The organism is Thalassospira sp. HJ (assembly GCF_000948415.1).
In the GTDB taxonomy this organism is placed as follows: domain Bacteria; phylum Pseudomonadota; class Alphaproteobacteria; order Rhodospirillales; family Thalassospiraceae; genus Thalassospira.
Window position 1 is genome coordinate 81697 of record NZ_JYII01000019.1, and the last position, 25028, is coordinate 106724.

Consider the following 25028-nt stretch of genomic DNA (forward strand, 5'->3'; position numbering starts at 1 on the left):
CCCGGAATGCCATATCCGCAGGCCTTTGGCCTGTTTTGCGGGACTTGACCTAACCAAAAGGCGCTTGACGTCACTTTTGGTTAAGGTCAAAACAAAAGGGCCGATGCAAAAGCATCGGCCCTTTCTTTCGCACGCGCAACGGCGGGGTCGGGGGATCATGCGGATTAGGGCCTTCACCGAAGGCTCTAAATCTGCACCGTCACGGCGCGATGCTTTTTAAGGCCAGCCTTTTTAGAAAGGCTGGCCTTAAATTTTATTCAGCCGGATGTTCGTGGGCTGCCTGGACTTCACCGCGCTTGGTGCGGTTTTTCGCAAAGGTCCCGACAATCAGAACAAAGAACAGCGGCACGAAGAAGATCGCAAGCACCGTTGCGGCAATCATCCCGCCCATCACACCGGTACCCACGGCCACACGGGCCCCGGCACCAGCACCGGTCGAGATCGCCAGCGGCACGACACCAAGGGTGAAGGCCATCGACGTCATGATGATCGGACGCAGACGCTGACGGGCTGCTTCGACGGTTGCTTCAAGAAGGCTCATGCCGTCGTCGTAAAGTTCGCGGGCGAACTCGACAATCAGGATGGCGTTCTTGGCGGACAAACCGATCGTGGTCAGGATGGCAACCTGGAAGTAGACGTCATCAGGCAGACCACGCAGCATCGCTGCGATCACCGCACCAAGGACACCCAGCGGCACAACCATCATCACCGAAATCGGGATCGACCAGCTTTCATACAGGGCTGCAAGGCACAGGAAGACAACGATCATGGACAGGGCATACAATGCCGGTCCCTGCTCGCCCGCTTCGCGTTCCTCATAGGACAGACCCTGCCATTCCAGACCGATATCACCCGGAAGCTGTGCGACAAGTTCTTCCATCGCGGCCATGGCATCACCGGACGCAACACCCGGTGCCGCAGCACCCTGAATGTTGAGCGACGACAGACCATTGAAGCGTTCCAGACGCGGAGAACCATAGGTCCACTCACTCGTCGAGACAGCCGAAATCGGCACCATCTCGCCCGACTGGTTGCGGACATACCAGTAATCCATGTCCTCGGGCATCATGCGGTATTTGGCATCAGCCTGCATGTAGACCCGTTTGACGCGACCATTTTCGATGAAGTCGTTGACGTAGCTTGAACCCCAGGCCGCTGCCAGCGTCTGGTTGATATCGGCAAGGTCAACACCAAGGGCGCTGGCCTTTTCCTGATCAATGTTGATGTTGAACTGCGGCGTATCGTTCAAGCCATTCGGACGCACACCAACAAGACGCGGGTCCTGAGATGCCATGCCCAGAAGCTGGTTACGCGCTGCAATCAATGCATCGTGTCCAACGCTGCCACGGTCAACAAGCTGCAGGTCAAAACCGTTTGCCGTACCAAGTTCGACAATCGCCGGCGGCGCAAAGGCAAAGACCATGGCTTCGCGGATACCGGCAAACGCACCATAGGCACGACCAATCACCGCATCGACCGACTGATCCGGACGGGTACGTTCCGACCAGTCCTTGAGGTTCACGAACGCAATACCCGCATTCTGGCCACTACCGGCAAAGGAGAAGCCGGCAACGGTGAACAGGCCATCGATATTCTCGGCCTCGTTCTCCATGAAGTGTTTTTCAAGCTTCTTGAGAACATCGACCGTACGTTCCTGCGACGCACCGGCAGGCAGCTGCACCATGGTGAACATGATGCCCTGGTCTTCTTCCGGCAGGAAGGAGCCCGGCAGACGGCCAAACAGCGCGATCAGTGCCGCAACAAGAATGCCGTAGACAAACAGGTAACGCCATTTGCGGTTCACGACATGACCAACACTGCCCTGATAGAAGTTGTTGGTCTTATCAAAGCCGCGGTTAAACCAGCCAAACGGACCTTTCTTCTTGCTCGGATCCGTGTGACCGGGCTTGAGCATGGTCGCGCAAAGCGCTGGTGTCAGAACGATTGCCACAACAACCGACAGCACCATCGCCGACACGATCGTGATCGAGAACTGGCGATAAATCGCCCCGGTCGATCCGGCAAAGAATGCCATCGGCACGAACACCGCCGACAGGACAAGCGCAATACCGATCAGTGCACCGGTGATCTGGCCCATGGATTTACGGGTGGCTTCGCGCGGCGGCAGACCGTCTTCGTGCATCACACGTTCGACGTTTTCCACCACAACAATCGCGTCATCCACCAGAAGACCGATGGCCAGAACCATGGCAAACATGGTCAGCGTGTTGATCGAATAGCCGAAGGCCGCAAGGATCCCGAACGTGCCCAGCAAAACAACCGGCACCGCAATCGTCGGGATAAGCGTCGCCCGCCAGTTCTGCAGGAACAGGAACATCACCAGGAAGACGAGAACAATCGCCTCGAACAGGGTGTGAACCACTTCCTCGATCGAAACTTCAACGAACGGGGTCGTGTCATACGGATAGACGATCTCGATCCCTTGCGGGAAGAACGGCTGCAACTCGGCCAGACGTGACTTGATCGCCTCGGCTGTATCAAGCGCGTTGGCACCGGTTGCAAGGTTGATACCGATACCGGTTGCCGCCTGCGCGTTATAGCGCCCGACGATCTCATAGCTTTCGCCGCCGATTTCGATGCGGGCAACGTCGCCAAGACGCACCTGCGCCCCGTCGGTTTCAACTTTCAACAGAATGTTGGCGAACTCATCGACCGTCTGAAGCTTGCTTTGGGCGGTAATGGTTGCGTTGATCTGCTGACCGGCAATTGCCGGCGCACCACCAATCTGACCAGCCGTGACTTCGGTGTTCTGCGCCTCAATGGCGGCATTCACATCCATCACGGTCAGGTTATAGGACAGCATCTTGTTCGGATCGAGCCAGATGCGCATGGCATGCTGGGCACCAAACACCTGCACCGAACCAACACCGTTCACACGTGCAATCGGATCTTCGACCGACGAGACAACAAAGTCCGAAAGGTCTTCGGCATTCATCGAACCATCGCCCGACACAAAGCCGACAACCATCAGGAACGAACCGCTGGACTTGCTGACATTCACACCCTGTTCCTGCACTTCGGCCGGAAGGGATGACATGGCAGCCTGCAGTTTGTTCTGCACCTGAACCTGGGCAATATCCGGATCGGCTTCGGGCTCGAACGTCAGCGTAATCGACGCCTGACCATTGCCCGACGAGGTCGAAGACATGTAGCGCAGATAATCAAGACCGTTCATCTGCTGTTCGATCACCTGGGTGACCGTGTTTTCAACAGTTTGGGCCGAAGCACCAGGATAGGTTGCCTCAATTTCAACAGAAGGCGGCGCGATCGATGGATACTGTTCCACCGGCAACTGCCAAAGCGAAAGTCCCCCCGCCAGCATGATCACCAGGGCAACAACCCAGGCGAAGACGGGGCGATCAATAAAGAATTTTGCCATTGAATAAGTCCTTATTCGGCGGCTTTGGCGGTTTCAACAGGCTGCGGCGCGACCGGGGCGCCCGGGCCGATGCGCTGAACGCCATCGACAATCACCTGAACACCGTCTTCGAGACCATCCGTGACCAGCCAGTCCTGCCCCTGCGACTTTTCAATCGTCAGATCGCGCGACGCGACCTTGCCGTCTTCAACGACATAGGCATAGGCCGAACCATCCGGGCGACGCATGACCGCTTTCTGCGGCACAAGGAAGGCGTCCTCAAGATGGCCCTGACGGACCTGACCACGCACAAACATGCCCGGCAGAAGCGTGCCTTCCGGGTTCGGGAAGACCGCACGCAAACGGACCGTACCAGTGGTTTCATTCACCGTCACATCCGAGAACTGCAGCGTACCGGTATGCGGGTATTCCGCACCGGTGGCATCGATGATCAGGTTCACTTCGATCTGACCTTCGCTCACACCCTTGATGCGACCGTTCTGAATGGCCTGCTTGATTTTGAGCAAGCGGCCACCGGCCTGGGTGACGTCAACATAGATCGGGTCAAGCTGGGTAATGGTGGTCAGTTTTGCCGACTGGTTGGTCGTAACCAGCGCACCTTCGGAATAATCCGAAGAGCCGATCTGACCGGAAATCGGTGCCGTCACCGTGGTGTAGGCCAGATCAATGCGGGCCTGTTCCAGTTCCGCACGGGCAGCAGCAACAGATGCCTTTGCCTGTGCTTCGGCGGCAACCGCATCATCATAGGTCTGCTGGCTAACAGCCTGCGACTTGATCAGCGGGTCATAGCGCGAACGGGTCTTGGTCGTCTGATCAAGGGTCGCACGCTGACGGGCAAGTTCGGCCTGCGCTGCGTCAACACGTGCGAGGTAAACTTCCTGATCAATCATGTAAAGCTGCTGACCGGCTTCAACAAACGCACCCTCGGTGAAGTTGCGTTCCTTGATAATGCCATCGACCTGCGGACGGATGTCTGCCTGACGGAAGGCCACGGTGCGGCCCGGCATTTCTTCAACCAGGCCAACGGTCTGCGCTTCAAGCGTTACGGTGCCGACCGGCGTTGCCTGGGGCTGCTGCTGGGCACTGGCCTGCTGCTCGCCGCCGTTATTTTCCTCGCTGCAAGCTGCAACAAGAACGACAAGCGCTGCCATACCAGCGAATTTCAAACAAGATCGCATGGACAAAATGCTTATTCCTTCTAAGTCCGTGCAAAGCAGTGTGGTGGGCGCTTTGCCATTGCTTTTATAAATACTGTACGGTACAGTACACTTTGTGCGCTGCACGATCAAGACCCAAAAACAGCAGAGCCAAGAAAGATGAGTGAGACGCCCGAAAAGCTTGAAAAGCAACGTTCCCGTGGATCAGCACGCCGTCGGGCGATGATGGATGCTGCATGGGCGTTACTGCTTGAACGTGGCTTTGCCGGCGTGACACTTAATGATGTTATTTCGCAATCGGGCGGGTCACGTACAACCCTTTACGAAGCATTCGGCGGAAAGGATGGCTTGCTTGCAGCGGTTATGACCGAGCAATGCAAGGAATTCTCCGCAGAGTTGCATATCTCACTGGAAACCGATCTCCCTCCCCGCGATGCCCTGACGGACTTCGGCACGAAACTGGCGCAAAAGATTGTAACCGAGGAAGTCGCCCGCTTCACCCAGATTCTGTATTCCGAAGGCCAGCATTTCCTGCCTCTGATCGAGAAATTCTTCGAAGTCGGCCCCGACAGCACACGCAAACACCTTGCGGACTACCTTTCACGACAACAAAAACTCGGCCGGATCAAAGTCGAAGATCCCGACCACGCGGCAGAAATGTTCGAATGCTTGATCATTGGCGACTGGCAATCGCGCATCATGAAACACAATCCCCGCCCACCAATGACCGATCAGCAGGTCCGTGAACGCGTATCCCGCGCGGTTGATACATTCCTGTGCGGGATTGCGACACCCGAAACGCGCGAAACGTTTGGCTGCGGCAACTAAACCCTCCCCCTTCTCTTATGAAGAACGTCAAAGCGTTGTAACGCTTCCCTACTGACAGCGTCCTGTCAGTTACCATCACTGCGTGCATAGGTCTTGCCGCGGGTGATCTGCATCACATCTTGTTTACCTTGCCCTAACATTACCAAATTTGGGATAAACTCTGGGCTGCGTTACCCACAGAGGGAGCTCTGACCTCCCTCCCGGCAAGCAAAAGGACCCCGTCATGCAGTTGCGAAAGGCACTTACCGGCTTTGGCGTTCTTGCAATTTCCATTGCAGGCCTGAGCGCGCGCGCCGATGCCATTTCCATCGAAGACGCCCGCACCGCCGTTGATGCGATCCTGATGCAATCGGGCATTTCCGCGACCGAGGTCGATGCCCGCACGGTTGAAGGTAACGCGGTCGAGCTGGTCTATGACGGTATTTCGCTTGATCTCACCGGCTATTCCAGCCCGCGCCAGCTGGTGATGGATGATGTTCTGGTCTCAGTCCGCGATACCGATACCGCCGATCATGTCGACCTTGATGTCAAACTGCCCCAAACGGCAAAAATGCAGGCAGAGGCCACCAGCGATCAGCGCGACCTGACGCTGCGCAATGCCGGTGGCTATCTGCGCTGGGATACCGCGCGCAATGTGCCTGTGACCTTTGATGGCTTTGCCGATTTTCTGGTTGGTGATGAACCGGTTTCGCGCAAGCACTGGATGATGAATGGCCTGATCATTCAATGGCTGCCGGAAATGGCACGCATTGCCTGGCAGGCCGCCGAATGGACCGGCCCGAACCGCGAAAAGCGCGGCTCGATCAAATCGGCCAACTTTACGCTCTATCCCGGCGAAGACGGCAACACCCATCTTGATTACGCCCATGACGGCTTGTGGCTGCCAAGCCTTCTGCAGCCGCGCACGGTGCGCGTCAAAACCAGCAGTGCCGGCCTGCCATGGTCCGAAGCCCAGCCGATCATTGAAAAGGGTTTTCATGACATCCTGACCGGCACCGCCCCGCGCTTTGCCCGCCGCCAGATCGGCGATGCGCTTTGGAAAAAGGCCGCGCAAAACGGTGCCCCGGTCAAGGTTGATGAATTCTATGTCGAATCCCGCGGGCTTGAGGCCCTTGGTTCCGGCGAATTCATGGCCCAGGCCGCCGCACGTTACGGCTTTACCGGTGATTTTGATTTCCGTCTTCTGGGCCAGGACAAGCTTGTCGATCTGCTCGGCACCCCCGACAGCCCGACCCTGCTCGGTGCGCTTGTCCCCTTCGCCGTCAACGGCCTTGCCGCCGGTCGCCCCGGCCCGCAAGGCACCACCGAATATGACGGCCAACTGCTGCCCGATGGCCGCATTGTGGTGAATGGCCTGACGGTGTTTCGCACGGCTGATGGCAGCTAGGGAATGGCCCCCGCTTCTCAATCCCCCAACCCAACGGGCCCGTGCAGCCGACTTGTCATGTATTGCCACGACATCGATGCCATGGTGGCGTTTTACAGCACCCATTTCGGCTATCAGGCCTTTACCCGGGACGGTGATCGCATCGTCGAACTGCGCCGTGCTGATGGCGGCCTGATCCTGATGCTGCATCCGGCCGGCAAAGGCCAGAAAGCAGGGCAATCGTTGATCAAACTGGTCTTTGACGTCGAGGATGTCGAAAGCACCCGAAACACCCTGATCAAAGCCGGGGTCGATGTCGGCCCCATCCATCAGGCCGACAACTACCAGTTCGCGAACCTCAAGGACCCGGCAAAGAATTCGGTTTCGATCTCCAGCCGGGCGTTTGCCTGATCAACGTCCGGCAAACAGTCATAAAAAAAACGGCCGCCCTCAGCATGAGAGGCGGCCGTTTCGTTAAGCAGTAAAGTCGTTACCAGCTATATTTCAATGTCGCCAGAACCGTGCGGCCCTCACCATAGAACCGGCTACCAAAGGTGTTTGAGGAGACATATTCACGATCAAACAGGTTCATGGCATTCACGGATAGACTGACGTCATCGGTCACGGCATAGTTGATCGCCGCATCAAACACGCTGTTTGACGGCAGCGTTTCGGTATTGCCGTCGTTACGCTGACGTTCGCCAACAAAACGCACACCACCGCCAAGGGTCACATCTCCAAAGGCACCCTGCCCCGGAATGGTATAATCAAGCCAGGCAGATGCTTGGTGCTTGGGCACGTTGGCCGGGCGGTTGCCGATATTGGCCGTCGTGGCGTCATGCTTGATTTCGGCATCAAGGAAGGTATAGGCCACCGTCATATTGGTCTGCTCACCCAGCGACATTTTTCCTTCAAGCTCAAGCCCGCGCGAATTGATTTCGCCGATCTGCTTGTAGGTCGCCGTTCCGGAATCATATTGCGATACGTTTTCCTGGGTCAGATCAAATACTGCCGCAGTAAACAGGGCATCGATTGCTTCGGGCTGGTACTTCACGCCAAGTTCGTATTGCGTACCTTCCTGCGGCTTCACCCCATCCGGACGCGATGCCAGGCTGGAATAAACCGGCTGGTAGGATTCCGAATAGTTCCCGTAAACCGAAACTTCGTTGGTCGCCTTATAGGTCAGACCAAAACGCGAAGTGAATTTGTGATCGTCACGCTCGGCAGTCGTACCGCTGCTGATCGTGTCGGTATCACTCTGAACATAATCAAAACGCCCACCAACAGTCGCGATCCAGTCATCAGCAATCGTCAGCTGTTCCTGGGCATAAAGGCCATAGGCCGCCTGAGTGATTTCGGTATCAGATGTGAAGTTCAAGTTGATGCATGAAATGCCGCAATAGGACGGGTTGTACGGATCAATCGGACTTGCCGTACCGTCAAAGCGGCGCTCACGGTTCTGATCGCGATTGTAATCAAGCCCAACCAGCGTCTTGCTATCGAAAGTATCGTTGATCGCGGTGTCATACTGGAGCTGGTTATCAATCGCGAAACGATCAAGCTCACTATAAACCGCAAACGCATATCGGTTGCCAAGCGGCGTGGTATCGTTGAGATAGACCGTCTCATAAGTAAGATCGACATGGGTGTAGCGCGCATTCTGACGAAACTCGAGCTTGTCATTGATCTGGTGCGACAGCTCGTAACCGATATTGGTTTCTTCGGTATCAAAATTGTTGAAATCCGGCTCGCCAAAGAATGCATCGCGGCTGGTTTCAATGCCTGCCGGAAAACCATAACCAAGGCCGCTTTCCCGATCACTATAGCTCGTCAGGATGGTCAGCTTGGTATCCGCATTCGGGGTATAGCTGAATGCCGGTGCGACATAGATGCGGTCATCCTGTGAATAGTCCTGCCTGCGCTCGGCATCCTGCCAAAGCGCTGTCAGGCGATAGGACCAGTTGCTGTTTTCGCCAACCGGGCCGGTCACATCGCCTGCACCGCGCAGATGGTTTTGACCAAAAGTGGTCAGAACCTCCCCGCTGGCTTCATCCTGCGGGCGCTTGGTCGTCATGTTGACCAGACCACCCGGGCCATTCATGCCAAACAGACTGGATGTTGAGCCCTTGAGCACATCAACCTGCTGCAGGCCATAGGTCTCCGGCCGGCTGGTGGTGAAATTGTAGATCCGCGAAGACAATCCATCGCGATAGGTGCCAAGATTCTGCTGCCCGAAACCACGGATACGCACATAGTCATACCGATAGTCCGTACCGTATTCGCCCGCCTGCACACCAGCCGTATAGGAAACCGCTTGCTGAAGATCCTGAACGTTACGGGTTTCAAGTTCTTCCTGCGTCACCACCGAAACCGCCGATGAGTCGTCCAAAATGCGCGTGTCGGTTTTCGATGCAGTCCGCGAGCGCGATGCGACAAAACTGTCGGTGATGGCGTCGGTGGGTCCAGATGCCTCTGCTGCGTTGGCTTCAACGCGCAGCGTATCAAGCACTTCCTCGCCTGCACTGCTGGTCACGGCTTCGATCACAACCGTGCCATCGCTGGTGACATCGTAATCAAGACCCGAACCACGCAGAAGCGCCTCAAGGGCTGTACTTGCCCGCATGCTGCCATTGATTGCCGGCGCATCAAGGTTACGCGCGAGCGCACCATCCACGGTCACCTGCAAACCGGCCTGCACACCAAACTGCGCCAAGGCGCTGGTCAGTGACTGTGCCGGGATATCAAACGCGTGCTCTGCATTGATCCCGCTGGCACTGGTCTGTGCATTGGCAGTCGGTACAAATACAACCGGTGCCAAGGCACTTGTCATCATCAAGGCACTGGCAATTACCACAACACGACCACGATTTTGCAGTCGGGCTGTACCCCCATTCATCATTTTATTCTGTCTCCGTTTCATGTCCTATGCCTGAACAAGATTGAGAATGCAAACGCTTCTCAATGGCGCATAAAAGACAAAACGGCTGCCGATTTTGTTTTTTCAAAAATTTTTATGGAAATTCATCACATTGGCGCAAAATCCGCAGAGTTTTGCGGGTTTTCAATGCATGTTTTTTTTCACAAGCTGAGAAAACCGGGTTGCTGAAAGCAGACACCCGAGGCCATCAGGAAGGCGACACCACCAGAATCCACGGGGTGATTTCACGCACGCTTGCCTTCTGTGCGCGTGCCATACCGCGCAGCGCCGAAACCGGATCATTAAGGCGATAAACCCCCGTCACGGTCTGGCTTGCCAGCACCTCATCGGTGATCACGATCGTGCCGTTAAAGTAACGACGCAACTGATCAACCACCTCCAAAAGCGGCTGATCCTGAGCAATCAGCTGGTTCTTGCGCCATGCGCCAATCTGGCTGGTCGGCGTTTCGCTGCGCAGTACCGACCCGTCCCGGCCAACGCGCACCTGCTGACCCGCTTCAAGCTTTTCAAACACCGCTGGAACATCGGCGGCATTTTCAACCTGCACCAGACCATGCTCGACCCCGACGCTTGAGGCATCTGTGCCCTCGGACACATCAAATCCCGTACCCAACACGGTGACGGTCAGGTTATCCGCCCCGACGCGAAACGGCTTTTGCGGATCGGGCGTCACGTCAAAAAACGCCTCGCCATCGAGCAACTCGACAAAGCGTGTCGTGCCGTCGAAATGCACGGTAATCGCGCTTTCCGGGGCAAGGGTGACGGTGCTGTTATCCGCAAGGGTGATCGTGCTGATCTCGCCGGTCGCCGACACATGATCGGCCTGCATCCGGGTGGCAATATCCGGTCCAATGACAGCCGCCATCAGAGATGCCGCCACCGCAACACCGCCCAACCCGATCCCGCGCCAAGACATGTTGCCACGCTTCTGAAAACGGGTTTGCGCCGAGATGACCTTGCTTTCGGCCACCGCCTTTTCGTAGTCAATATTGAGCAGTGCGTCGACCGCGTCATTCGGCGCACGGTCAGCCGTATTATTACGCTTGGCATCAAGGAACTGTTGCCAATCGGCCTTGCCAGCCGGTTTGGCCTTTGCCATCAAATCGGCTGTGCGTTTGGTGGCATTCCAAGCATCCAGATGCGCTGGATTTTGCGCACACCAATCGGCAAACCGTGATTGCAGATCAGGGTTGTTCGGTTCTTCCCGCAAGCGGATCAACCATTCGGTCGCGTCCTGCGCTGCCTGCTTTTGAACTGGATCGGTTATCCCTGCCATCACCCTATTGCGTCCCCATTGCACCGTCTGGTGCGGTTCGGGCCGTATAGCCCAATTCGGTGAAGACGTCACTACCTCTGCGGATTTTGCCGCCAAATTCTTCGCGATGGCAATGTGCTGTCAAATGATCAAAGCACCTCATGGCCAGCCGCCCAGCCGTTCGCGGCAATGATCAATCCCGTCAGTGACAAGCTTGTGGGCAAGCGGCACGGAAATTTCGAGATAGTCGGCAATCTCGCGCAGCTTGGCTCCGCCAACCCGATGCATCTCACACGCAATGCGCGTGCGTTCGGGAAGCTCCGCCAACGCCTGCATCAGGATTTCAAATTCGTCCTTATAGACCGCAACGGTTTCCGGGTCCGGGCTGTCAGATGCCTGCGTTTGGACGACAACTTCATAGTCGGACGCACCAGTCAGGCTGCTTTCACGCGCATCGCGGCGTTTGCTATCAAGCGCCAGGTTGCGCACGATCCGGTAAAGATAACCCGTCGTGTCCTCAAGAAACCGGCCGCGCGTCGCATCGTCAAAACGCAGCCATGCTTCCTGCACCAGATCTTCGGCCTGCACACGGTTGCCGATGATGCTGCTGGCATAGTTCACCAACGCCGATCTTTGGCGCATAAACAGGCTAAGCGATGTCGCGTTTGAGGGTACGCTTCGGGGCAATCAGAACGTCCTTTGCAGAATGCGGACAGGCGCCCTAAAGCTCACAATCCGCGCGTGCCGCCACGATTAACGCAAATGATACTGATTATCAACATCTATCGCAGACCCTATCCATCCGCCTAGGGCATCCTTTATGCCTGAAGCTTGCACCCTGCACCTTCAGCACGTCCACCCTCTGCCACACAACAGCGAATTTCTTAGATCCCTGTAGGGTTCGCAGTCATGACATAGCGGCAAAACGATCGTCCTGCGCACCTACAAACCCTACCTATACGTTTTCTTTGATTGACACTTGCGCCTCTGGATTGCAAACAAACATAATTTTAATGCGTAATAATAAAATGGCGGAGGACGCGCGTGTGGAGCATCGGGCAACAAGACTTGTTAGCAACACGCTGAACAAAAAAAATGGGCGAAACAGCTCTGACAAACTCAAGAAGCAGATAATCAGCCACCTCGTACGGCTTTGTATCGCAACCGCATTTTTGGTTGCCGCCCCCAATAGCGTATATGGCTATAGCGTCACGGACGATAATAACGCCCCGTTTGAAACAGTGACGATTACGAACGAAGCCATCGGAACATTTGGCGGTGATAAGATAGCGTTCTTTCACGACGCCAACCCTGCCCCGGCCGGTTTTGCCGCAGGTGACACGCTAGAGATTGCATTAAGTGGTGGGGCAACCTTTGCCGATGCCAACATGGTCTTTGAAGGCATGCACGGTGGAGCAGGTAACAATCAACTGGATTGGGTAACCTTTTCGGGCTCTCCACAAGGCAAGTCAACGCTCAACCTTACAATCAAGCAAGGCACGATCCCGGCATCATTTGCGCTGTTTGACGGCTTGGTTCTTAGCGGCGACACAATTCCCGGACAAACCACAAACTTCAATCTTCCCCAGATTGCCGGACGAGATATCTTTATAACTTTCACCTTGCGGGACTCTGTCGGCACGCTTAAGGCAACGGTAAAACAAAAGCTGTTTGACAACACGCTTGCCCCTGCGGGCGATCTTGCAGAGTCCCAATCGGCGATTAAAAACGTCATCTCGACCCACATTCGAAACATGACATCGCAAAGCGTCGGTCTTTCAGGATTGATCACCGGACGCGGTTTTGGGCGCGGCGGCGGCAGCCTTGGTGGGTTGTTTGATGGCAATGCTGCGTTTGGAAATGCGCTCGGCGAGGCGACCGGCCTGACATTGCCTGTCGCATTTGAGATGAACGAAGGTAAGGGCAGCTTTGCCGCAAACCTCAATAGCGTGATGAACTGGACCGGAGAACTGGCCGCAGGAAACCAGGGTACAGGTAATCTTCCAACAAGCGAATTTTCCGACTTTAAGAGCCCGCTAAATGCCTGGGTCAAAGGCAGATGGGAAGGCATCACTGACAGCCGAGGCGGCACCGAAGGTGACGGCGATTTCGGCCTGTTCATGACCGGTGTCGACTATCGCCTGAACAAGGACACCATGATCGGTGTTCTGGGACAATATGACCTCTATAAAACATCCAGCACCGGCCAAAACAGCCAAGGCAAGGGCAAAGGATGGATGATCGGCCCCTATATGGTTTCCCGACTGGACGAAAACCTTATCTGGGACGGGCGCGTTGCCTGGGGAAAATCGCACAACAAAATCAATCCCGTCGGCCGGGGCTGGGACAAATATGATGGTGAACGTTCTCAGGTCGAAACCAATCTGACCGGCGACATCCGCACAGATGATTGGGAGTTTTACCCGCAAATCGGCATGAACTATTTCCGCGAAAGACAAAAAGCTTACACAAACTTTGGCGGGGAGCGGATCGAAGCCCAGACAATAACCTTTGGAAACCTGACCTTCGGCCCGGAAGTTGTCCGCGTTTTAAAGGTTGAGGATGGACCGACATACCGGCCGTTCGTTGCTCTGCGGGGCATCTGGGATTTCCGAGCACCTCCGATTGATCATGACAACGGAAGTCAGGTAAACACAGAAACCATACGCGCCAGAGCGGAGCTTGGTGGCGACATCACATTTGCCGATGGCGGCAGTATCTATGCCAAATACGCCTATGATGGCATTGGTCTGGCAAACTATGCAGCACACAGCTTTGAACTGGTTGCCAACACGCCTGTGACATTCGGCTTCCTGCCAGACAATACAAAGTTTAGGTCATCGTTTAATCAGGCTGTAAACACAACCCGGGCAAGCACTCTGCGTGTAGGGCTCGATATTCCGCTGAATTGACCTACGCCTGAAAACAAAAAGGGGGTGACATAACATCCCCCCCCCTTTTTTTAAACGCGTCCGATGCAAATCGATCGGAAGCACTACACTTAAAGTTCGATATTTAAGAAGCCATAAGCGCAACACCCGCAGCCGCAATTACGCCGCCACCGACGCGGACAGCGACGGGTGCGATTTTCTCGACGACCTTTTTAACCGCAAGACCAAACCCAAGGCCAACTGCGTGCAAAATGGCCGTGGCGATCGCAAAGCCAACGCCATATTCAATGCCACTGGCATCAACCGGCATCTCGGTGCCGTGCGCATGACCGTGGAAAATTGCCAGCACACCGACCAAAGCCATCGCAGCGCCGGTTGGCATATGTTTTCCAAGTGCGATAACCGCTCCCAGAACAATCACCGAACCAACAATACCCAGCTCAACAAACGGCATTGCTACGCCCGCAACGCCCAAGGCGCCACCGACGACCATCATCGCCACGAAGGAAACCGGCAAAAGCCAGATCGCCTTGCCACCCTGCTGAGAGGCCAGAATACCAACCGCAATCATGGCCAGCAAATGATCCAGACCGCCCATCGGATGGCCAAATCCCGATGCAAGTCCGGAAACCGTCCCGGCCCCGGTATGCGCCAGTGCAGGCGTTGCGACCAGAACCGAAAGTGCAAATGCGTAAAGCGGTAAATTTCTCATTCCCGTATCCCCTGAATGAAACAGATCAAAATTGTATGACGTTTTTCATTTTATTCATACCGCCATCAAAAAGCAACGACCACGCCTTAGGAAATTCGTTACCTTGCCTTGCTATACAGGTCGATCATCTGACAACAGACCACCACGCCTTTGGGGAGCGCACCATGCAGAAAACCAGCCTTGTCATTCTTGTGACCGGGATTGTTGCCTTGGGCATGTGGGGCATTGGCGACTATATGGCGCATCAGGGCGAGGAATATGGTGATGTCACCAGCGGTCAATCGATTGCCGAACAGACCTGCCTGCGCTGCCACACCAAATTCGAAGGCGATCCCCTTCCCGACCCGAACGTGACAACCGCCCCGGCCCTTGCCAGCTTCGGGCAACGCTGGCCGCTCGAAAACCTTGAAGAAGCCTTGGCCGAGGGCATTACGGTGTCACATGACAACATGACCATGCCCGAGTTTTCCTTTACCCCGGAAACCATCGCCGATCTGTTGAGCTACATGGAACAGCTTACAACTGAGGCGAACCAGCAAGCCAACAAATAAACTTAAACGCGCACATCCCCTTAATAATCTCAATCCGCTTGCCATATGACACAGGTACCCTGATTTTCCGGCATCGGAGACGGACTTGTTTTATCGGCTTGCGGTTGCTGTTTTAAGCTTTCTGATCCTGCCCCTGATCGCGCGGGCGGAAGAAACGCTTGTGATTGCGACCAACATTTACCCGCCATATGTCAATGAAGATGTCGAAAACAGCTTCCTACCCGAACTGTTTGCTGAAATCGGCACGGAAATGGGTGTTACGTTTGAGATAAGAATCCTGCCGTGGCGACGCTGCGAACAATCAGTTTCCGACCTGGAAGCATGGGGTGCCATCCCATACACCCACACAGAAGAACGCGATCTGAAATATCTTTTCTCTGACACTTTATATGTCTCTGACTCGAAGTTTTTTGCCTATAGCGATCTGCTTAAAGAAAGCTTCTCACTACCACCTAAAACCTTTCAGACATTTGCCGACCTTCAGAGTTGGAATATTGGTGGCATTCAAGGTTACTACTATGAGGAAATCTTCGCAGAAGCCGGGCTTACCGTCGATTACGTGCGCTCAGAAAGTCAGGGGTTTGAGCTGCTTGCTGCAAACCGCATTGACCTGTTTCCAGCATCAGTCACCGTTGGCTGGCACACAATCCGGAGCATGTTCCCCCCGGAGATTGCAAATAACTTCTACACGCTAGACAAGCCGCTGTCTGACGGTGGAACGCTGCATCTGATGACATCGAAGGATTATCCAAACACCGACATATTGCTTAAGCGTTTCAATACGGCCATGGCAAAAATCAAATCGTCGGGCACCTACGCGCAGCTGGCTGAAAAGCACGGCTTGGTGCTGCGTTATTAAAGAATTCAGGCCATGGCAGGGGTGCAGCCCCGCCATGGCCTGTAACACCGCGACTTTGCGAACACCGCACAATCGTCCGCAGGCCCCGGCGCTATGGTGTATGGCGCTATGCCAATTTGGCGAAAACCTTTTGCCATTCCGGCTTGGGCGTGATGCCAAAGATATCTTCAAGTGTCTGGGCGATATCGCCGACCGAAAGCGTGTGACGCTCTTCCTCGCCACTAACAAGGCGGATGGTCAGGCGGTTATTCCGCAGCGTAAAGCGCGCAAAGACGGCTGATCTCGCCGCAATCAGGGCAGTGTTGAAACCGCCTTCGGGATGGTGGGCGGCATACCAGTTCATGACCTCGTAATCGATATCGGCAACGGGGGCGAAGTCGATTTCATGCACCGGTTGCCAGATGCCACCGCGCTCAAGCTCGACCCGGTAGCCATGCTCAAGGGTGATGACGCGATAGGTGTCATGGGATGTGACCTGCGGCGCACTGGTTTCCAGCAAAAGCGGTGCGGTCGGCACACAGCCGCCCAACCCGACATCGGCAAGCCATGCCTCGCCATCAATCGTCACCCGATTGACCATGTGACAGCGCGGACGCGGCATTTCGTGCGCGCCATAGCCCCACAAAACCCGGCCTGCCAGTCCTTCGACCTCAAAGCCCAGACTGCGCAACACCCGGCGAAACAGGGAATTATGCTCAAAGCAATAGCCACCGCGCCCCGAATGGATCAGTTTGCGGTCGATATCGGCGGGTGCCAGGCTGACCGGTTTGCCCATCAGGACATCAATCGCCTCGAACGGGATGTTGGCAGGATGCAGGGCATGCAACGCCTGAAGCACATCAAGGCTTGCGGTGCGCGGCCCCTCGTAGCCGATGCGATCGAAATAGGCGTCCAGATCGACCTCCGGCTCCGGTGTGCGGATCGGCTTGGCCCAGCTGGCATTGATGCGGCCCTGAAGATCATGACGGTCATTGGCGAGCAGCACTTCGTCGGCGATTGGTTGCGGGCTGTTCATCACTGGGCTCCATCCGTTTCAAAGACGTTTTTGTTCCTCTGAAGCCAGACGATAGAACCTCAACCTATGTTCAGGTCAAAAAGAAAATCACCCAAATCGGTAAATCGAATAATCTGCGAACAATTGAGCTCAATATCGACCACATCATCAACTCATCACCCCATCCACGGCCCATACAAGCAACAATTCACCTTTTGCACGCACGATACAAAGCTTTTGCACGACAGATTGCCAGCGCCTGTGATATCAAGAGACCAAGGGTCAGGACCTATTAATTTGATTGGAATGGCAGACTTTATATTTGTGAAATCCAAGGAAAAGCCCGCTGAGCGGGTTGGTATCCCGCGCGAGGGGTTTGACGTCGGAGTTTGCAAATATAAAGCCTGTCCTTCGGATCGCTCAGATTTGCACGGCCTACTTTGTCGCAAAACCTTGAAAGATATATATCTTCCTGCGCTTTTGCTTCGTGTATCCGCACAAATCTGAGCGACCATTCGAACCAAATTAATAGGTCCTGACCCTAGAAACGTTAAAACAGATGGTCGCCATGGATCGAAACCCGATCGCATCAAAAGGCCGACCGATGGAAACGTCGCTTTATCCACCAAGCCGGATCGCAGCAGGTCCGCTTGCCAGACAGGAAAGTTACGATGCGCACTGTTTATGTGAACGGCGAGTTTTTGCCGGAAACCGAAGCAAAGATTTCGATTTTTGACCGATCCTTCCTGTTCGCCGACGGCGTGTATGAAGTGACATCGGTGCTTGATGGCAAGCTGATTGACTTCATGGGTCATATGAAGCGCCTCGAACGTTCGCTCAAGGAACTGAAATTCAAATTCAAGCCCGATATCGATCAGCTTCTTGAAGCGCACCGCGAACTGGTGAAACTCAATGACATCACCGAAGGCCTGATTTATCTGCAGGTTTCGCGTGGCTCGGCCGGGGATCGTGATTTCGCAATCGACCCGGAAACCCCGCCGACCATCGTCATGTTCACGCAAAGCAAATCGCTGATCAAATCGGCCCTTGCCGAACGCGGTCAGAAGATCGTGACCTTCCCCGATATCCGCTGGCGCCGGTCGGACATCAAAACCACCCAGCTTCTGTATGCATCGCTCCTCAAAACCGATGCGGCCGCCAAGGGCAAGGATGATGCCTGGATGGTGCTGGATGGTTACGTCACCGAAGGCTCAAGCAACAACGCCTATATCGTCACCAAGGACGGCACGATCGTCACCCGCGAACTGTCGACCGACATTCTGCACGGCATCACCCGTGCCGCAGTTCTGAAATGTGCCGAGGAACTGCAGCTCAAAGTCGAAGAACGCCACTTCACCATCGAAGAAGCGCAAAATGCGGCTGAAGCCTTCTCGACCTCGGCATCCGCCTTTGTCTGCCCGGTTGTCGAAATTGACGACAAAAAGATCGGCGACGGCGTACCGGGTCCGGTCGCCAAGCGCCTACGCGAGATCTATATCGAAGCCAACCGCAAGATGGCGGTCTGATCTGCCTTTCAAAGCATCCGTATGATCGTCTCCTCAAAGCCGATCAAACCGCAAAACGCCGCCCGTGATCGGGCGGCGTTTTGTATTGGGTCGGGCCTCACCAAGCTGGGCTATGCCACCCCTTAGGCAGCAGTCCTTTGCTCCCCATTGCTAGATAAAGAGCTCAGATCAATCACGTGATCGGCAATCTTGTTTGCCAGAACATGATCATGGGTCACCAGCATCAGGGCCAGATTGCGTTCGCGTACCTGTGCGACCAGAAGGTCAATCACCCGTTTCTGACTGACTGGATCAAGGCGCGATGTTGCTTCATCGGCAAATAGCATCGCAGGTTTAAGCAACAAAGCCCGCGCAATGGCAAAGCGTTGCAGCTCCCCGCCGGAAATCGCATCGGGACGACGGGCCAGCAATCCAGGCTCAAGCCCCAGATCATCAAATATCCGGTTGATCGACGCTCCATCAATGCCATGACGTTTGCGCAAATCGCCAAAGGCATCACCAAGCGTTTGATGGGGAATGAAGGCGGCTGGCGGGTCCTGATAGATTTTCTGGTATTTGAAGGCAGGCAGATTTCCCGGTCTTTCGACTGTACCGAAATCGGCCTTGATCAATCCCAGCAGGATATTGCCGAGCGTGCTTTTGCCACAGCCACTTGGCCCCAGCGCAACCGTGATCTCGCCAGATCGCAATGTCAGGTCAAGCTCTTTGAAAAGCGCCCTCTCGCCAAAGGACTTGCCAAGGCTGCGAGCTGCAATCACCGGCTTTCCAGGCTCATGCGTGTTTTGCGAAGATGCTTCCCACTGGCTGGGCAAGGCAGCAACAAGTGATTTGGTGTAAGCGTCAACTGGTGCATGAAGCACGCTATCGGCCTTGCCCAATTCCACGAGCACGCCATTGCGCATGACGCCGATCATGCCCGTGGTCTGCATGGCAAGCTCAAGGTCATGGGTAATCACCATCACTGCACGGCCAAGTGATACTTCATGATTGATCATCCCGGCGACAACATCACAAAGGGCACGGTCAAGCCCCTTGGTCGGTTCATCCGCCAGAAGCACCATGCTTCCCGCCGCATGCGCCATGGCAATTGACGCACGCTGCGCCATACCACCAGACAGCTCGAACGGAAATGATCTGGCCGCGTGATCAAGCCCCACCGATTGCAAATCCTTCATCGCACGGGTCTTGGCATCGTTCCATGAGGCCCGGTGCAAGGCCGGATAAATCTCGGCGACTTGTGACCGGATAGTCATCGTCGGATCAAGCGATCGCGATGGTTCTTGCGGCAATAACGAAAATTTCCGCCCCCACAATGCGCGGCGTGCTGCGGCTGACAATGCCAGAAGGTTTTCACCATCAAGCAAGATGGCCCCTTCGCAGATCAATTCATCGGGCAGGCTGCCCATCACCGCATGCATGACAAGGCTTTTGCCTGATCCGGTTTCCCCAATCAGACAGATTGGATTGCCCGAACCAAACGCAAAAGACACATCACGCACCAGAACCGTGCCATCGCGGGTCTTGATGCTGAGGTTTTCCAGTCTGATTTCAGAACTCATCAGCTTTTCCTCCCGGCAAGCAACTGAAGCGACAGAACCAGCAGGAAAATCACGCCTGCGGGCATCAGAACCTGAAGCGGGGCTTCGCTGTAATAGGGCATCAGTTCGACAATCATCGCGCCAAGTTCCGGGGTCGGCGGACGAAGCCCCACATGAATGGCGCTTAATGTACTGACCGCAATGATGGCCGAGCCCATGGCAAAGGCAAACAGCGTCATCATCGGCCCCGCAAGTGCGGGCAAAACGATCCGGCCAAACACGTAAAACGGCCCAAAGCCCAGCAACCGGGTGGCTTCACAACAGGGCAAAGCCAAAACACGCGCCGTTTCAATCCGTGCCACGCGGAAAAACTCCACCCACAGATAAAGCGCAAGACCAAGATAAAGTGGTCCGAACTTGCCCGGCGCAAACGCCATCAACAAAAGCACCAACAACAATCCGGGCAAAGCCAGAACAATGTCAGACAGGGCAACAAGCCCGCGCTCGACCCAACCACCCCGGCTGGCCGCAAGAATGCCAAGAGCAATGCCCGGCACAGCGGCACTCAGTGCTGTAACAAAGGCCATGACAAAGGAAAGCTGCGCCCCGTGCACCAGGCGTGCGGCCATGGATCGCCCGAAATGGTCCGTACCCAACCAGTGGGCCGGATCACCCGGCGCGACAAGCACCGCAAGATAATCCTGAAAAAGCGGATCGGCCCCGATCACCAAGGGCCCGACAAAGGCAAACGCCAAAAGGGCCAGAAGGATCACCGCACCGACAATACGCACCGGCTGCCAGAAGGCCGGTTTGGCACCATCGCGCAGCTCGACCGGCAAGTGGGTTAAAGATGCTGTATTCATGCGGCCCTCCGACCCAGACGGGGATCAAGACGCAAACACATAAGATCGACAATGATGTTCAGCAGTACAAACAAGCCGCCCATCGCCAGCGCCGTTCCCTGCACCATCGGCACATCACGCGCAATGATCGCATGGACCAGTGCATGACCAATGCCCGGAAAGGCAAAGATGGATTCAACCACCACCACGCCTTCGACCAGATAAACCATCTGCAAACCAAGATAGGTCACCACTGGTAACGACGCGTTTCGTATGCCGTGGCGCATCACGACAGTGCGGTCTGACAGCCCCTTATAGCGGCCATGGGCAAAATACGGACTTGCAGCCACTTCGCTCATGGCGTCACGCATCACCCTTGATGACATCGCCGCCAGACCAAGTGCGAGTGTCAGGGATGGCAGGACCATGTTGCTCCAGCCGCCAAATCCGGCGGTCGGAAACCAGCGCAATGTCACGCCAAACACCATCATGAAAACAATCGCCAGCACAAAGGGCGGCACGGCGCGCAAGGCAACCGCAACCAGAAGACTGACCCGATCAAAGATTGATCCCGGGAACAACCCGGCAATCGCCCCGACAAGCGGGCCGATCACAAGCGCCAGCACAAAGGCAAGTGCTGCCAACCAAAGGGTATAACCAAGCTGAAGGGCAATTTCATGAAGAACCGGCGCACCAGACACCAGCGAGTGGCCAAGATCAAAGCGGATCAAGTCCCCCATCCACGCCAGAAACCGGAACAATACCGGCTGGTCCAGGCCAAGTTCGGCCCGGACCATATCCGATATCGCATTATCCATCATGTCCGGACCATAGCGACCTGCGGCAATGCGCAAGGCCGGATCACCCGGCAGGAAATACATCAGCGCAAAGCTGATCGATCCGACAATCAGGACAACGGCAACCAGCTGAAACAAACGGGTTGCAATCAGTTGCTTCATTTTACCCACCGAAGATCAGACAGGTAGTAGTTCTGCTCAAACGGGTCGACAAACAGGTTTTCAAGTTTGTCCGTTGTCGCCACGGCCAGTTCGCTCCAGACCACCGGAATGGTCGGCAACTCATATTGCAGTATCGATGTTAGCTGGTTTTGCATATCGGCGCGGACAGCACTGTCGGTCGTGCGACCAAGTGCGGCAAGAAGATCAGCGGCCTCGTCATTGTTCCAGTTCATCGCCCCCCAATCTGCACCACCGGGACCGTAATCGGCCATCACGGTTGCCAAGGGATCAGGCACCATCGAGAAACTGCGTGTGATCAGCGCGATCTCAAGGGTGCCATCTGCATGACCCGACGGAATTTCGGTATAGCTTCCAACGGAGATTTCCAGATTGATACCCACCGCTTTCAACTGGTTTTGAAGCGCGGTCGCGATCAAAGGAAGGTCCGGCCAGCTGGCATAGGTGCGCAACGTGATTGAGAAACGCTTGCCATCCTTTTCAAGAATGCCGTCTGATCCTTCGACCCAGCCCGCCTCGGCCAGAAGATCGCGCGCCTTTTGCGGATCAAATTCAAAAGCCGGGATCTGTTGATTGTTCCAGCCAACAATTGATGGCGGGAACATCTGGGTTGCCGCAAGATCAACATTGCGCATGACCACAGCAGCAATCGCCTTACGGTCAATCGCAAGGCTCAGCGCCTGACGTTCGATCACGTCATCAAAGAACGGCTTTGACACATCGAATTTCAAAAGACGGGTACGCGGAATGGTCGCGATCTCGACATTGACCGATGGATCATTATTCAACTGATTGACCGCAACCGGCAGCAAAGACAAAACCAGATCAGCATCCCCGCTTTGCGCCATCATGGCACGGGTTTCCCCACGCGAAACAGCAAGGTAGCTGACCTTTTCAATCTCTGCCTTGCCATTCCACCAGTTTTCAAAGGCGCTCATCCCGACACGCAACGGCGGGATCACTTCATCCACGCGATAGGCCCCGGTACCAATGATCGCAGTAACATCGCCAACTTCATCAAAGGATTTCGGTGCCAGAATAATGGTGCTGTAATGGGCCAGAAAGGCCGACAACATGGAAAACGGCTCTGACAAGGTAATGACGACTTCATTACCTTCCGCTGAAATCCCCGTGATCGGTGCACGACCCAAAACGCCCGGGCGATCAAATGCACGTTTGAGGTCACTTGCCACGACCTCTGCCGTCATGGCGCTGCCATCATGGAACTCAACACCATCACGCAGCTCAATATGCCAGATCAGACCGTCATCGCTGACATGAGTGTCGCTTGCCAGCATCGGCACCAGTTGACCCTGACGGTTGACGGTGAACAGAGTTTCAGCTGCCTGCATGCGGCTAAAAACATATCCCGACTTGGCCGGATCAAGCCCGGAAATCTCAAGCGGGCTGGCAATATCAAGGACTTCATCATCAGCCGCAGCCATTACAGGCGCAGAAAACCCGGTTGTCATCGTAAGCGCCAGAATTCCGGCCGATGCACACAGGTTGCGCAAAACCGATTGGGTCATTGTGAACTCCTGAAATCACAAATGTAATGTTATAACGTAACGTTACAAATCCGATCCCGACTTCAATGTCAATCAGTTTTGCGAAGTACTCTCAATTAAGTTTGTGATCGGCTTGAAATCGTGGGCAGATGACGTCAAACCGATACCGACCAACTTCTTTTCTGGTCACATCATCGCAATTGCCCTAAAGGTGGAAATGCGCCCCACCACACAGCAGGAAGCCCCATTGGCCAGCCAAACGCCTTCACGCCAGAACAACCTTGCCGGCATCATGACGATGTGTGGCGGAGTGGCCGCACTTTGCATCAATGATGCGCTGGCCAAAAGCCTGATGGATCATTATTCCCCGTTCCAGATCATCTTCCTGCGCAACATCATCGCCCTTCCCTTTGCCTTCCTGCTCGCCCTTAAGATGGGCGGCTATCGCGGGTTGCGCTCGACCCGGGTGGGAGTGCATTTCATGCGCGGCGTGATCTGGATTGCCGCCACCGTGATGTTCTTTACCAGCATCCATCACCTCGGCCTGGCCGAGGCCACCGCACTGGCCTTCGTTGCCCCGCTTTTCATCACCGCCCTGTCAGCCATTTTCATTGCCCGGGTCGGCTGGCGGCGCTGGTTGGCTGTCAGTGTTGGTTTTCTCGGTGTTCTGGTGATTGTCCGGCCGGGGGCGGCAACGTTTGAGCTGATATCACTTCTGCCGATTGCGACCGCGTTTACCTATGCGATCCTGATGCTGAGTGCCCGCTTTGTCGACACCCGCGAAACCATGTGGACATTGTTGCTTTATCTCAGCCTGACCAGTGCCATCCTGACCAGCATTCCGGTGCTGTTTGTCTGGAGCCCGGTCCGGGCAGAGGACATCTGGCTGTTTCTGGCGATTGCGCTGTGTGGCTCGCTCGGCATGGCCATGATCACCCAGGCCTTCCGCTTTGCCGAGGCCCCGACAGTCGCACCGTTTGACTACACAGCTCTGATCTGGGCCACCGCGCTTGGCTGGCTGTTCTGGGGCGAAACGCCCGATATGCTGACCTTTGTCGGGGCCGCGATCATTACCGCAAGCGGCCTGTTCGTCATCTTCCGCGAAAGCAAGGTGGCGTCTGAGACCTAATCGCGTGGTTTGACGCCATAGGTCCGCATGGCTCCTTCGCGCATATCGGCCTCAGTCACATCCTTTTTGAAACGATAGCTTGGGGCCAATATTTCATTGGCCTTGGTGACCGTGACATCAAACAGGGTCGCCACCCGAAAGGCATCGCCTGCCATGTCTTGCAGGATCGCTTGGCGATCTTCAAACCCGGCGTCACCTTTGCGCATCAGGATTGCCATGCCATAAAGCTGCCAGCCACGTTGTGAAAACACATCAACGAAACTGATGCAAACACGCGGATCACGGGCGATATTCTGTACCGACTGCGGGGAAACAATATTGGCAATGATGATCCGATCATCCCCAAAACACGCAAAAATTTCCTTGGGACTAACCGACGGCCCGGCGTCAGACGACGTCGCCATCCAACACAAAACCGAACGACTGGCGTAATCACGGACGTCATCGATCAGCATCGGGCATTTCCTTTATAACTTTGGGTGCGCGATCACCCTATCACCCACGCCTGACCAACAAAACAAAACCCGCTTTCCAATCGAAAAGCGGGCACGATCAAC

General features: G+C 55.3%; 20 protein-coding genes. 8 read left to right on the plus strand and 12 right to left on the minus strand.

The window, feature by feature from the left end:
* Positions 1-253 precede the first annotated feature (253 nt).
* Together UF64_RS14665 and UF64_RS14670 are read right to left on the minus strand one after the other, a co-directional pair.
* Positions 254-3400, minus strand: coding sequence for an efflux RND transporter permease subunit (locus UF64_RS14665; protein WP_044829362.1), 3147 nt, complete (start codon positions 3398-3400; stop codon positions 254-256).
* A gap of 11 nt (positions 3401-3411) precedes the next feature.
* Positions 3412-4551, minus strand: a complete 1140-nt coding sequence (locus tag UF64_RS14670; protein ID WP_235285081.1) for an efflux RND transporter periplasmic adaptor subunit — start codon at positions 4549-4551, stop codon at positions 3412-3414.
* Positions 4552-4716: 165 nt separating this feature from the next.
* Here UF64_RS14670 and UF64_RS14675 point away from each other — a divergent pair, with 165 nt between their 5' ends.
* The 3 genes from UF64_RS14675 (at position 4717) to UF64_RS14685 (ending at position 7162) form a co-directional block, all read left to right on the plus strand.
* Positions 4717-5385 carry a TetR/AcrR family transcriptional regulator gene (locus UF64_RS14675; RefSeq protein WP_044829364.1) on the plus strand — a complete coding sequence of 223 codons (669 nt, stop codon included), beginning with the start codon at positions 4717-4719 and terminating at the stop codon, positions 5383-5385.
* 223 nt (positions 5386-5608) lie between these two features.
* Positions 5609-6772 (plus strand): hypothetical protein, encoded by a 1164-nt coding sequence (locus UF64_RS14680; protein WP_044829365.1) that lies wholly within the window; start codon positions 5609-5611, stop codon positions 6770-6772.
* A gap of 3 nt (positions 6773-6775) precedes the next feature.
* Positions 6776-7162 carry a VOC family protein gene (locus UF64_RS14685; RefSeq protein ID WP_044829366.1) on the plus strand — a complete coding sequence of 129 codons (387 nt, stop codon included), beginning with the start codon at positions 6776-6778 and terminating at the stop codon, positions 7160-7162.
* Positions 7163-7241: 79 nt separating this feature from the next.
* Here UF64_RS14685 and UF64_RS14690 read toward each other — a convergent pair whose 3' ends face one another.
* From UF64_RS14690 to UF64_RS14700, 3 genes are all read right to left on the minus strand, one after another.
* Positions 7242-9650 (minus strand): TonB-dependent siderophore receptor, encoded by a 2409-nt coding sequence (locus UF64_RS14690; RefSeq protein WP_044829367.1) that lies wholly within the window; start codon positions 9648-9650, stop codon positions 7242-7244.
* Positions 9651-9876: 226 nt separating this feature from the next.
* Entirely contained in the window at positions 9877-10965 is a 1089-nt protein-coding gene (locus tag UF64_RS14695) for a FecR family protein (RefSeq protein ID WP_044829368.1), read from the minus strand.
* 138 nt (positions 10966-11103) lie between these two features.
* Complete coding sequence (locus UF64_RS14700; RefSeq protein ID WP_369792955.1) at positions 11104-11631, minus strand: sigma-70 family RNA polymerase sigma factor; 528 nt, start codon at positions 11629-11631, stop codon at positions 11104-11106.
* Positions 11632-11957: 326 nt separating this feature from the next.
* On the opposite strand from UF64_RS14700, the gene UF64_RS14705 reads away from it, so the two are divergent.
* Complete coding sequence (locus UF64_RS14705) at positions 11958-13856, plus strand: autotransporter outer membrane beta-barrel domain-containing protein (protein ID WP_082049795.1); 1899 nt, start codon at positions 11958-11960, stop codon at positions 13854-13856.
* A gap of 103 nt (positions 13857-13959) precedes the next feature.
* On the opposite strand, the gene UF64_RS14710 is transcribed toward UF64_RS14705, so the two are convergent.
* The gene (locus UF64_RS14710; protein WP_044829371.1) at positions 13960-14547 is read right to left on the minus strand and encodes a HupE/UreJ family protein; all 588 of its coding nucleotides are present in this window, start codon (positions 14545-14547) and stop codon (positions 13960-13962) included.
* Between the two features lie 164 nt (positions 14548-14711).
* Here UF64_RS14710 and UF64_RS14715 point away from each other — a divergent pair, with 164 nt between their 5' ends.
* A complete protein-coding gene (locus tag UF64_RS14715; protein WP_044829372.1) occupies positions 14712-15098 on the plus strand; it encodes a cytochrome c in 387 nt (128 codons plus the stop codon).
* An 85-nt stretch (positions 15099-15183) separates the two neighbouring features.
* Positions 15184-15957 (plus strand): ABC transporter substrate-binding protein, encoded by a 774-nt coding sequence (locus UF64_RS14720; protein ID WP_044829373.1) that lies wholly within the window; start codon positions 15184-15186, stop codon positions 15955-15957.
* A 106-nt stretch (positions 15958-16063) separates the two neighbouring features.
* Here UF64_RS14720 and UF64_RS14725 read toward each other — a convergent pair whose 3' ends face one another.
* Complete coding sequence (locus UF64_RS14725) at positions 16064-16972, minus strand: arylamine N-acetyltransferase (RefSeq protein WP_082049797.1); 909 nt, start codon at positions 16970-16972, stop codon at positions 16064-16066.
* A 650-nt stretch (positions 16973-17622) separates the two neighbouring features.
* On the opposite strand from UF64_RS14725, the gene UF64_RS14730 reads away from it, so the two are divergent.
* Positions 17623-18477, plus strand: coding sequence for a D-amino-acid transaminase (locus tag UF64_RS14730; protein WP_044829374.1), 855 nt, complete (start codon positions 17623-17625; stop codon positions 18475-18477).
* A gap of 122 nt (positions 18478-18599) precedes the next feature.
* Here UF64_RS14730 and UF64_RS14735 read toward each other — a convergent pair whose 3' ends face one another.
* The 4 genes from UF64_RS14735 to UF64_RS14750 are packed head-to-tail and all read right to left on the minus strand — an operon-like array spanning position 18600 to position 23363.
* The gene (locus UF64_RS14735; protein ID WP_044829375.1) at positions 18600-20036 is read right to left on the minus strand and encodes an ABC transporter ATP-binding protein; all 1437 of its coding nucleotides are present in this window, start codon (positions 20034-20036) and stop codon (positions 18600-18602) included.
* The gene (locus UF64_RS14740) at positions 20036-20878 is read right to left on the minus strand and encodes an ABC transporter permease (protein WP_082049799.1); all 843 of its coding nucleotides are present in this window, start codon (positions 20876-20878) and stop codon (positions 20036-20038) included. Before UF64_RS14740 ends, UF64_RS14735 begins: the two co-directional genes overlap by 1 nt.
* Entirely contained in the window at positions 20875-21816 is a 942-nt protein-coding gene (locus UF64_RS14745) for an ABC transporter permease (protein ID WP_044829376.1), read from the minus strand. Before UF64_RS14745 ends, UF64_RS14740 begins: the two co-directional genes overlap by 4 nt.
* Entirely contained in the window at positions 21813-23363 is a 1551-nt protein-coding gene (locus UF64_RS14750) for an ABC transporter substrate-binding protein (RefSeq protein WP_044829377.1), read from the minus strand. The genes UF64_RS14745 and UF64_RS14750 overlap by 4 nt, the downstream gene beginning before the upstream one ends.
* A 196-nt stretch (positions 23364-23559) precedes the next feature.
* Here UF64_RS14750 and UF64_RS14755 point away from each other — a divergent pair, with 196 nt between their 5' ends.
* Positions 23560-24471, plus strand: a complete 912-nt coding sequence (locus tag UF64_RS14755; RefSeq protein ID WP_235285082.1) for a DMT family transporter — start codon at positions 23560-23562, stop codon at positions 24469-24471.
* Here the strand turns inward: UF64_RS14755 and UF64_RS14760 are convergent.
* Positions 24468-24926, minus strand: a complete 459-nt coding sequence (locus UF64_RS14760; protein ID WP_044829378.1) for a pyridoxamine 5'-phosphate oxidase family protein — start codon at positions 24924-24926, stop codon at positions 24468-24470. The two genes, UF64_RS14755 and UF64_RS14760, sit on opposite strands and share 4 nt — an antisense overlap.
* Between the last annotated feature and the right edge of the window lie 102 nt (positions 24927-25028).

Coding starts and splice junctions, on each gene's coding strand:
- UF64_RS14710 (WP_044829371.1), bottom strand. CDS start 14,547: ATGAGAAATTTACCGCTTTACGCATTTGCACTTTCGGTTCTGGTCGCA.
- UF64_RS14740 (WP_082049799.1), bottom strand. CDS start 20,878: ATGAATACAGCATCTTTAACCCACTTGCCGGTCGAGCTGCGCGATGGT.
- UF64_RS14760 (WP_044829378.1), bottom strand. CDS start 24,926: ATGCTGATCGATGACGTCCGTGATTACGCCAGTCGTTCGGTTTTGTGT.
- UF64_RS14705 (WP_082049795.1), top strand. CDS start 11,958: ATGCGTAATAATAAAATGGCGGAGGACGCGCGTGTGGAGCATCGGGCA.
- UF64_RS14730 (WP_044829374.1), top strand. CDS start 17,623: ATGCGCACTGTTTATGTGAACGGCGAGTTTTTGCCGGAAACCGAAGCA.
- UF64_RS14755 (WP_235285082.1), top strand. CDS start 23,560: ATGCGCCCCACCACACAGCAGGAAGCCCCATTGGCCAGCCAAACGCCT.
- UF64_RS14725 (WP_082049797.1), bottom strand. CDS start 16,972: ATGAACAGCCCGCAACCAATCGCCGACGAAGTGCTGCTCGCCAATGAC.
- UF64_RS14715 (WP_044829372.1), top strand. CDS start 14,712: ATGCAGAAAACCAGCCTTGTCATTCTTGTGACCGGGATTGTTGCCTTG.
- UF64_RS14685 (WP_044829366.1), top strand. CDS start 6,776: ATGGCCCCCGCTTCTCAATCCCCCAACCCAACGGGCCCGTGCAGCCGA.
- UF64_RS14695 (WP_044829368.1), bottom strand. CDS start 10,965: ATGGCAGGGATAACCGATCCAGTTCAAAAGCAGGCAGCGCAGGACGCG.
- UF64_RS14665 (WP_044829362.1), bottom strand. CDS start 3,400: ATGGCAAAATTCTTTATTGATCGCCCCGTCTTCGCCTGGGTTGTTGCC.
- UF64_RS14735 (WP_044829375.1), bottom strand. CDS start 20,036: ATGAGTTCTGAAATCAGACTGGAAAACCTCAGCATCAAGACCCGCGAT.
- UF64_RS14675 (WP_044829364.1), top strand. CDS start 4,717: ATGAGTGAGACGCCCGAAAAGCTTGAAAAGCAACGTTCCCGTGGATCA.
- UF64_RS14690 (WP_044829367.1), bottom strand. CDS start 9,650: ATGATGAATGGGGGTACAGCCCGACTGCAAAATCGTGGTCGTGTTGTG.
- UF64_RS14680 (WP_044829365.1), top strand. CDS start 5,609: ATGCAGTTGCGAAAGGCACTTACCGGCTTTGGCGTTCTTGCAATTTCC.
- UF64_RS14745 (WP_044829376.1), bottom strand. CDS start 21,816: ATGAAGCAACTGATTGCAACCCGTTTGTTTCAGCTGGTTGCCGTTGTC.
- UF64_RS14670 (WP_235285081.1), bottom strand. CDS start 4,551: ATGGCAGCGCTTGTCGTTCTTGTTGCAGCTTGCAGCGAGGAAAATAAC.
- UF64_RS14750 (WP_044829377.1), bottom strand. CDS start 23,363: ATGACCCAATCGGTTTTGCGCAACCTGTGTGCATCGGCCGGAATTCTG.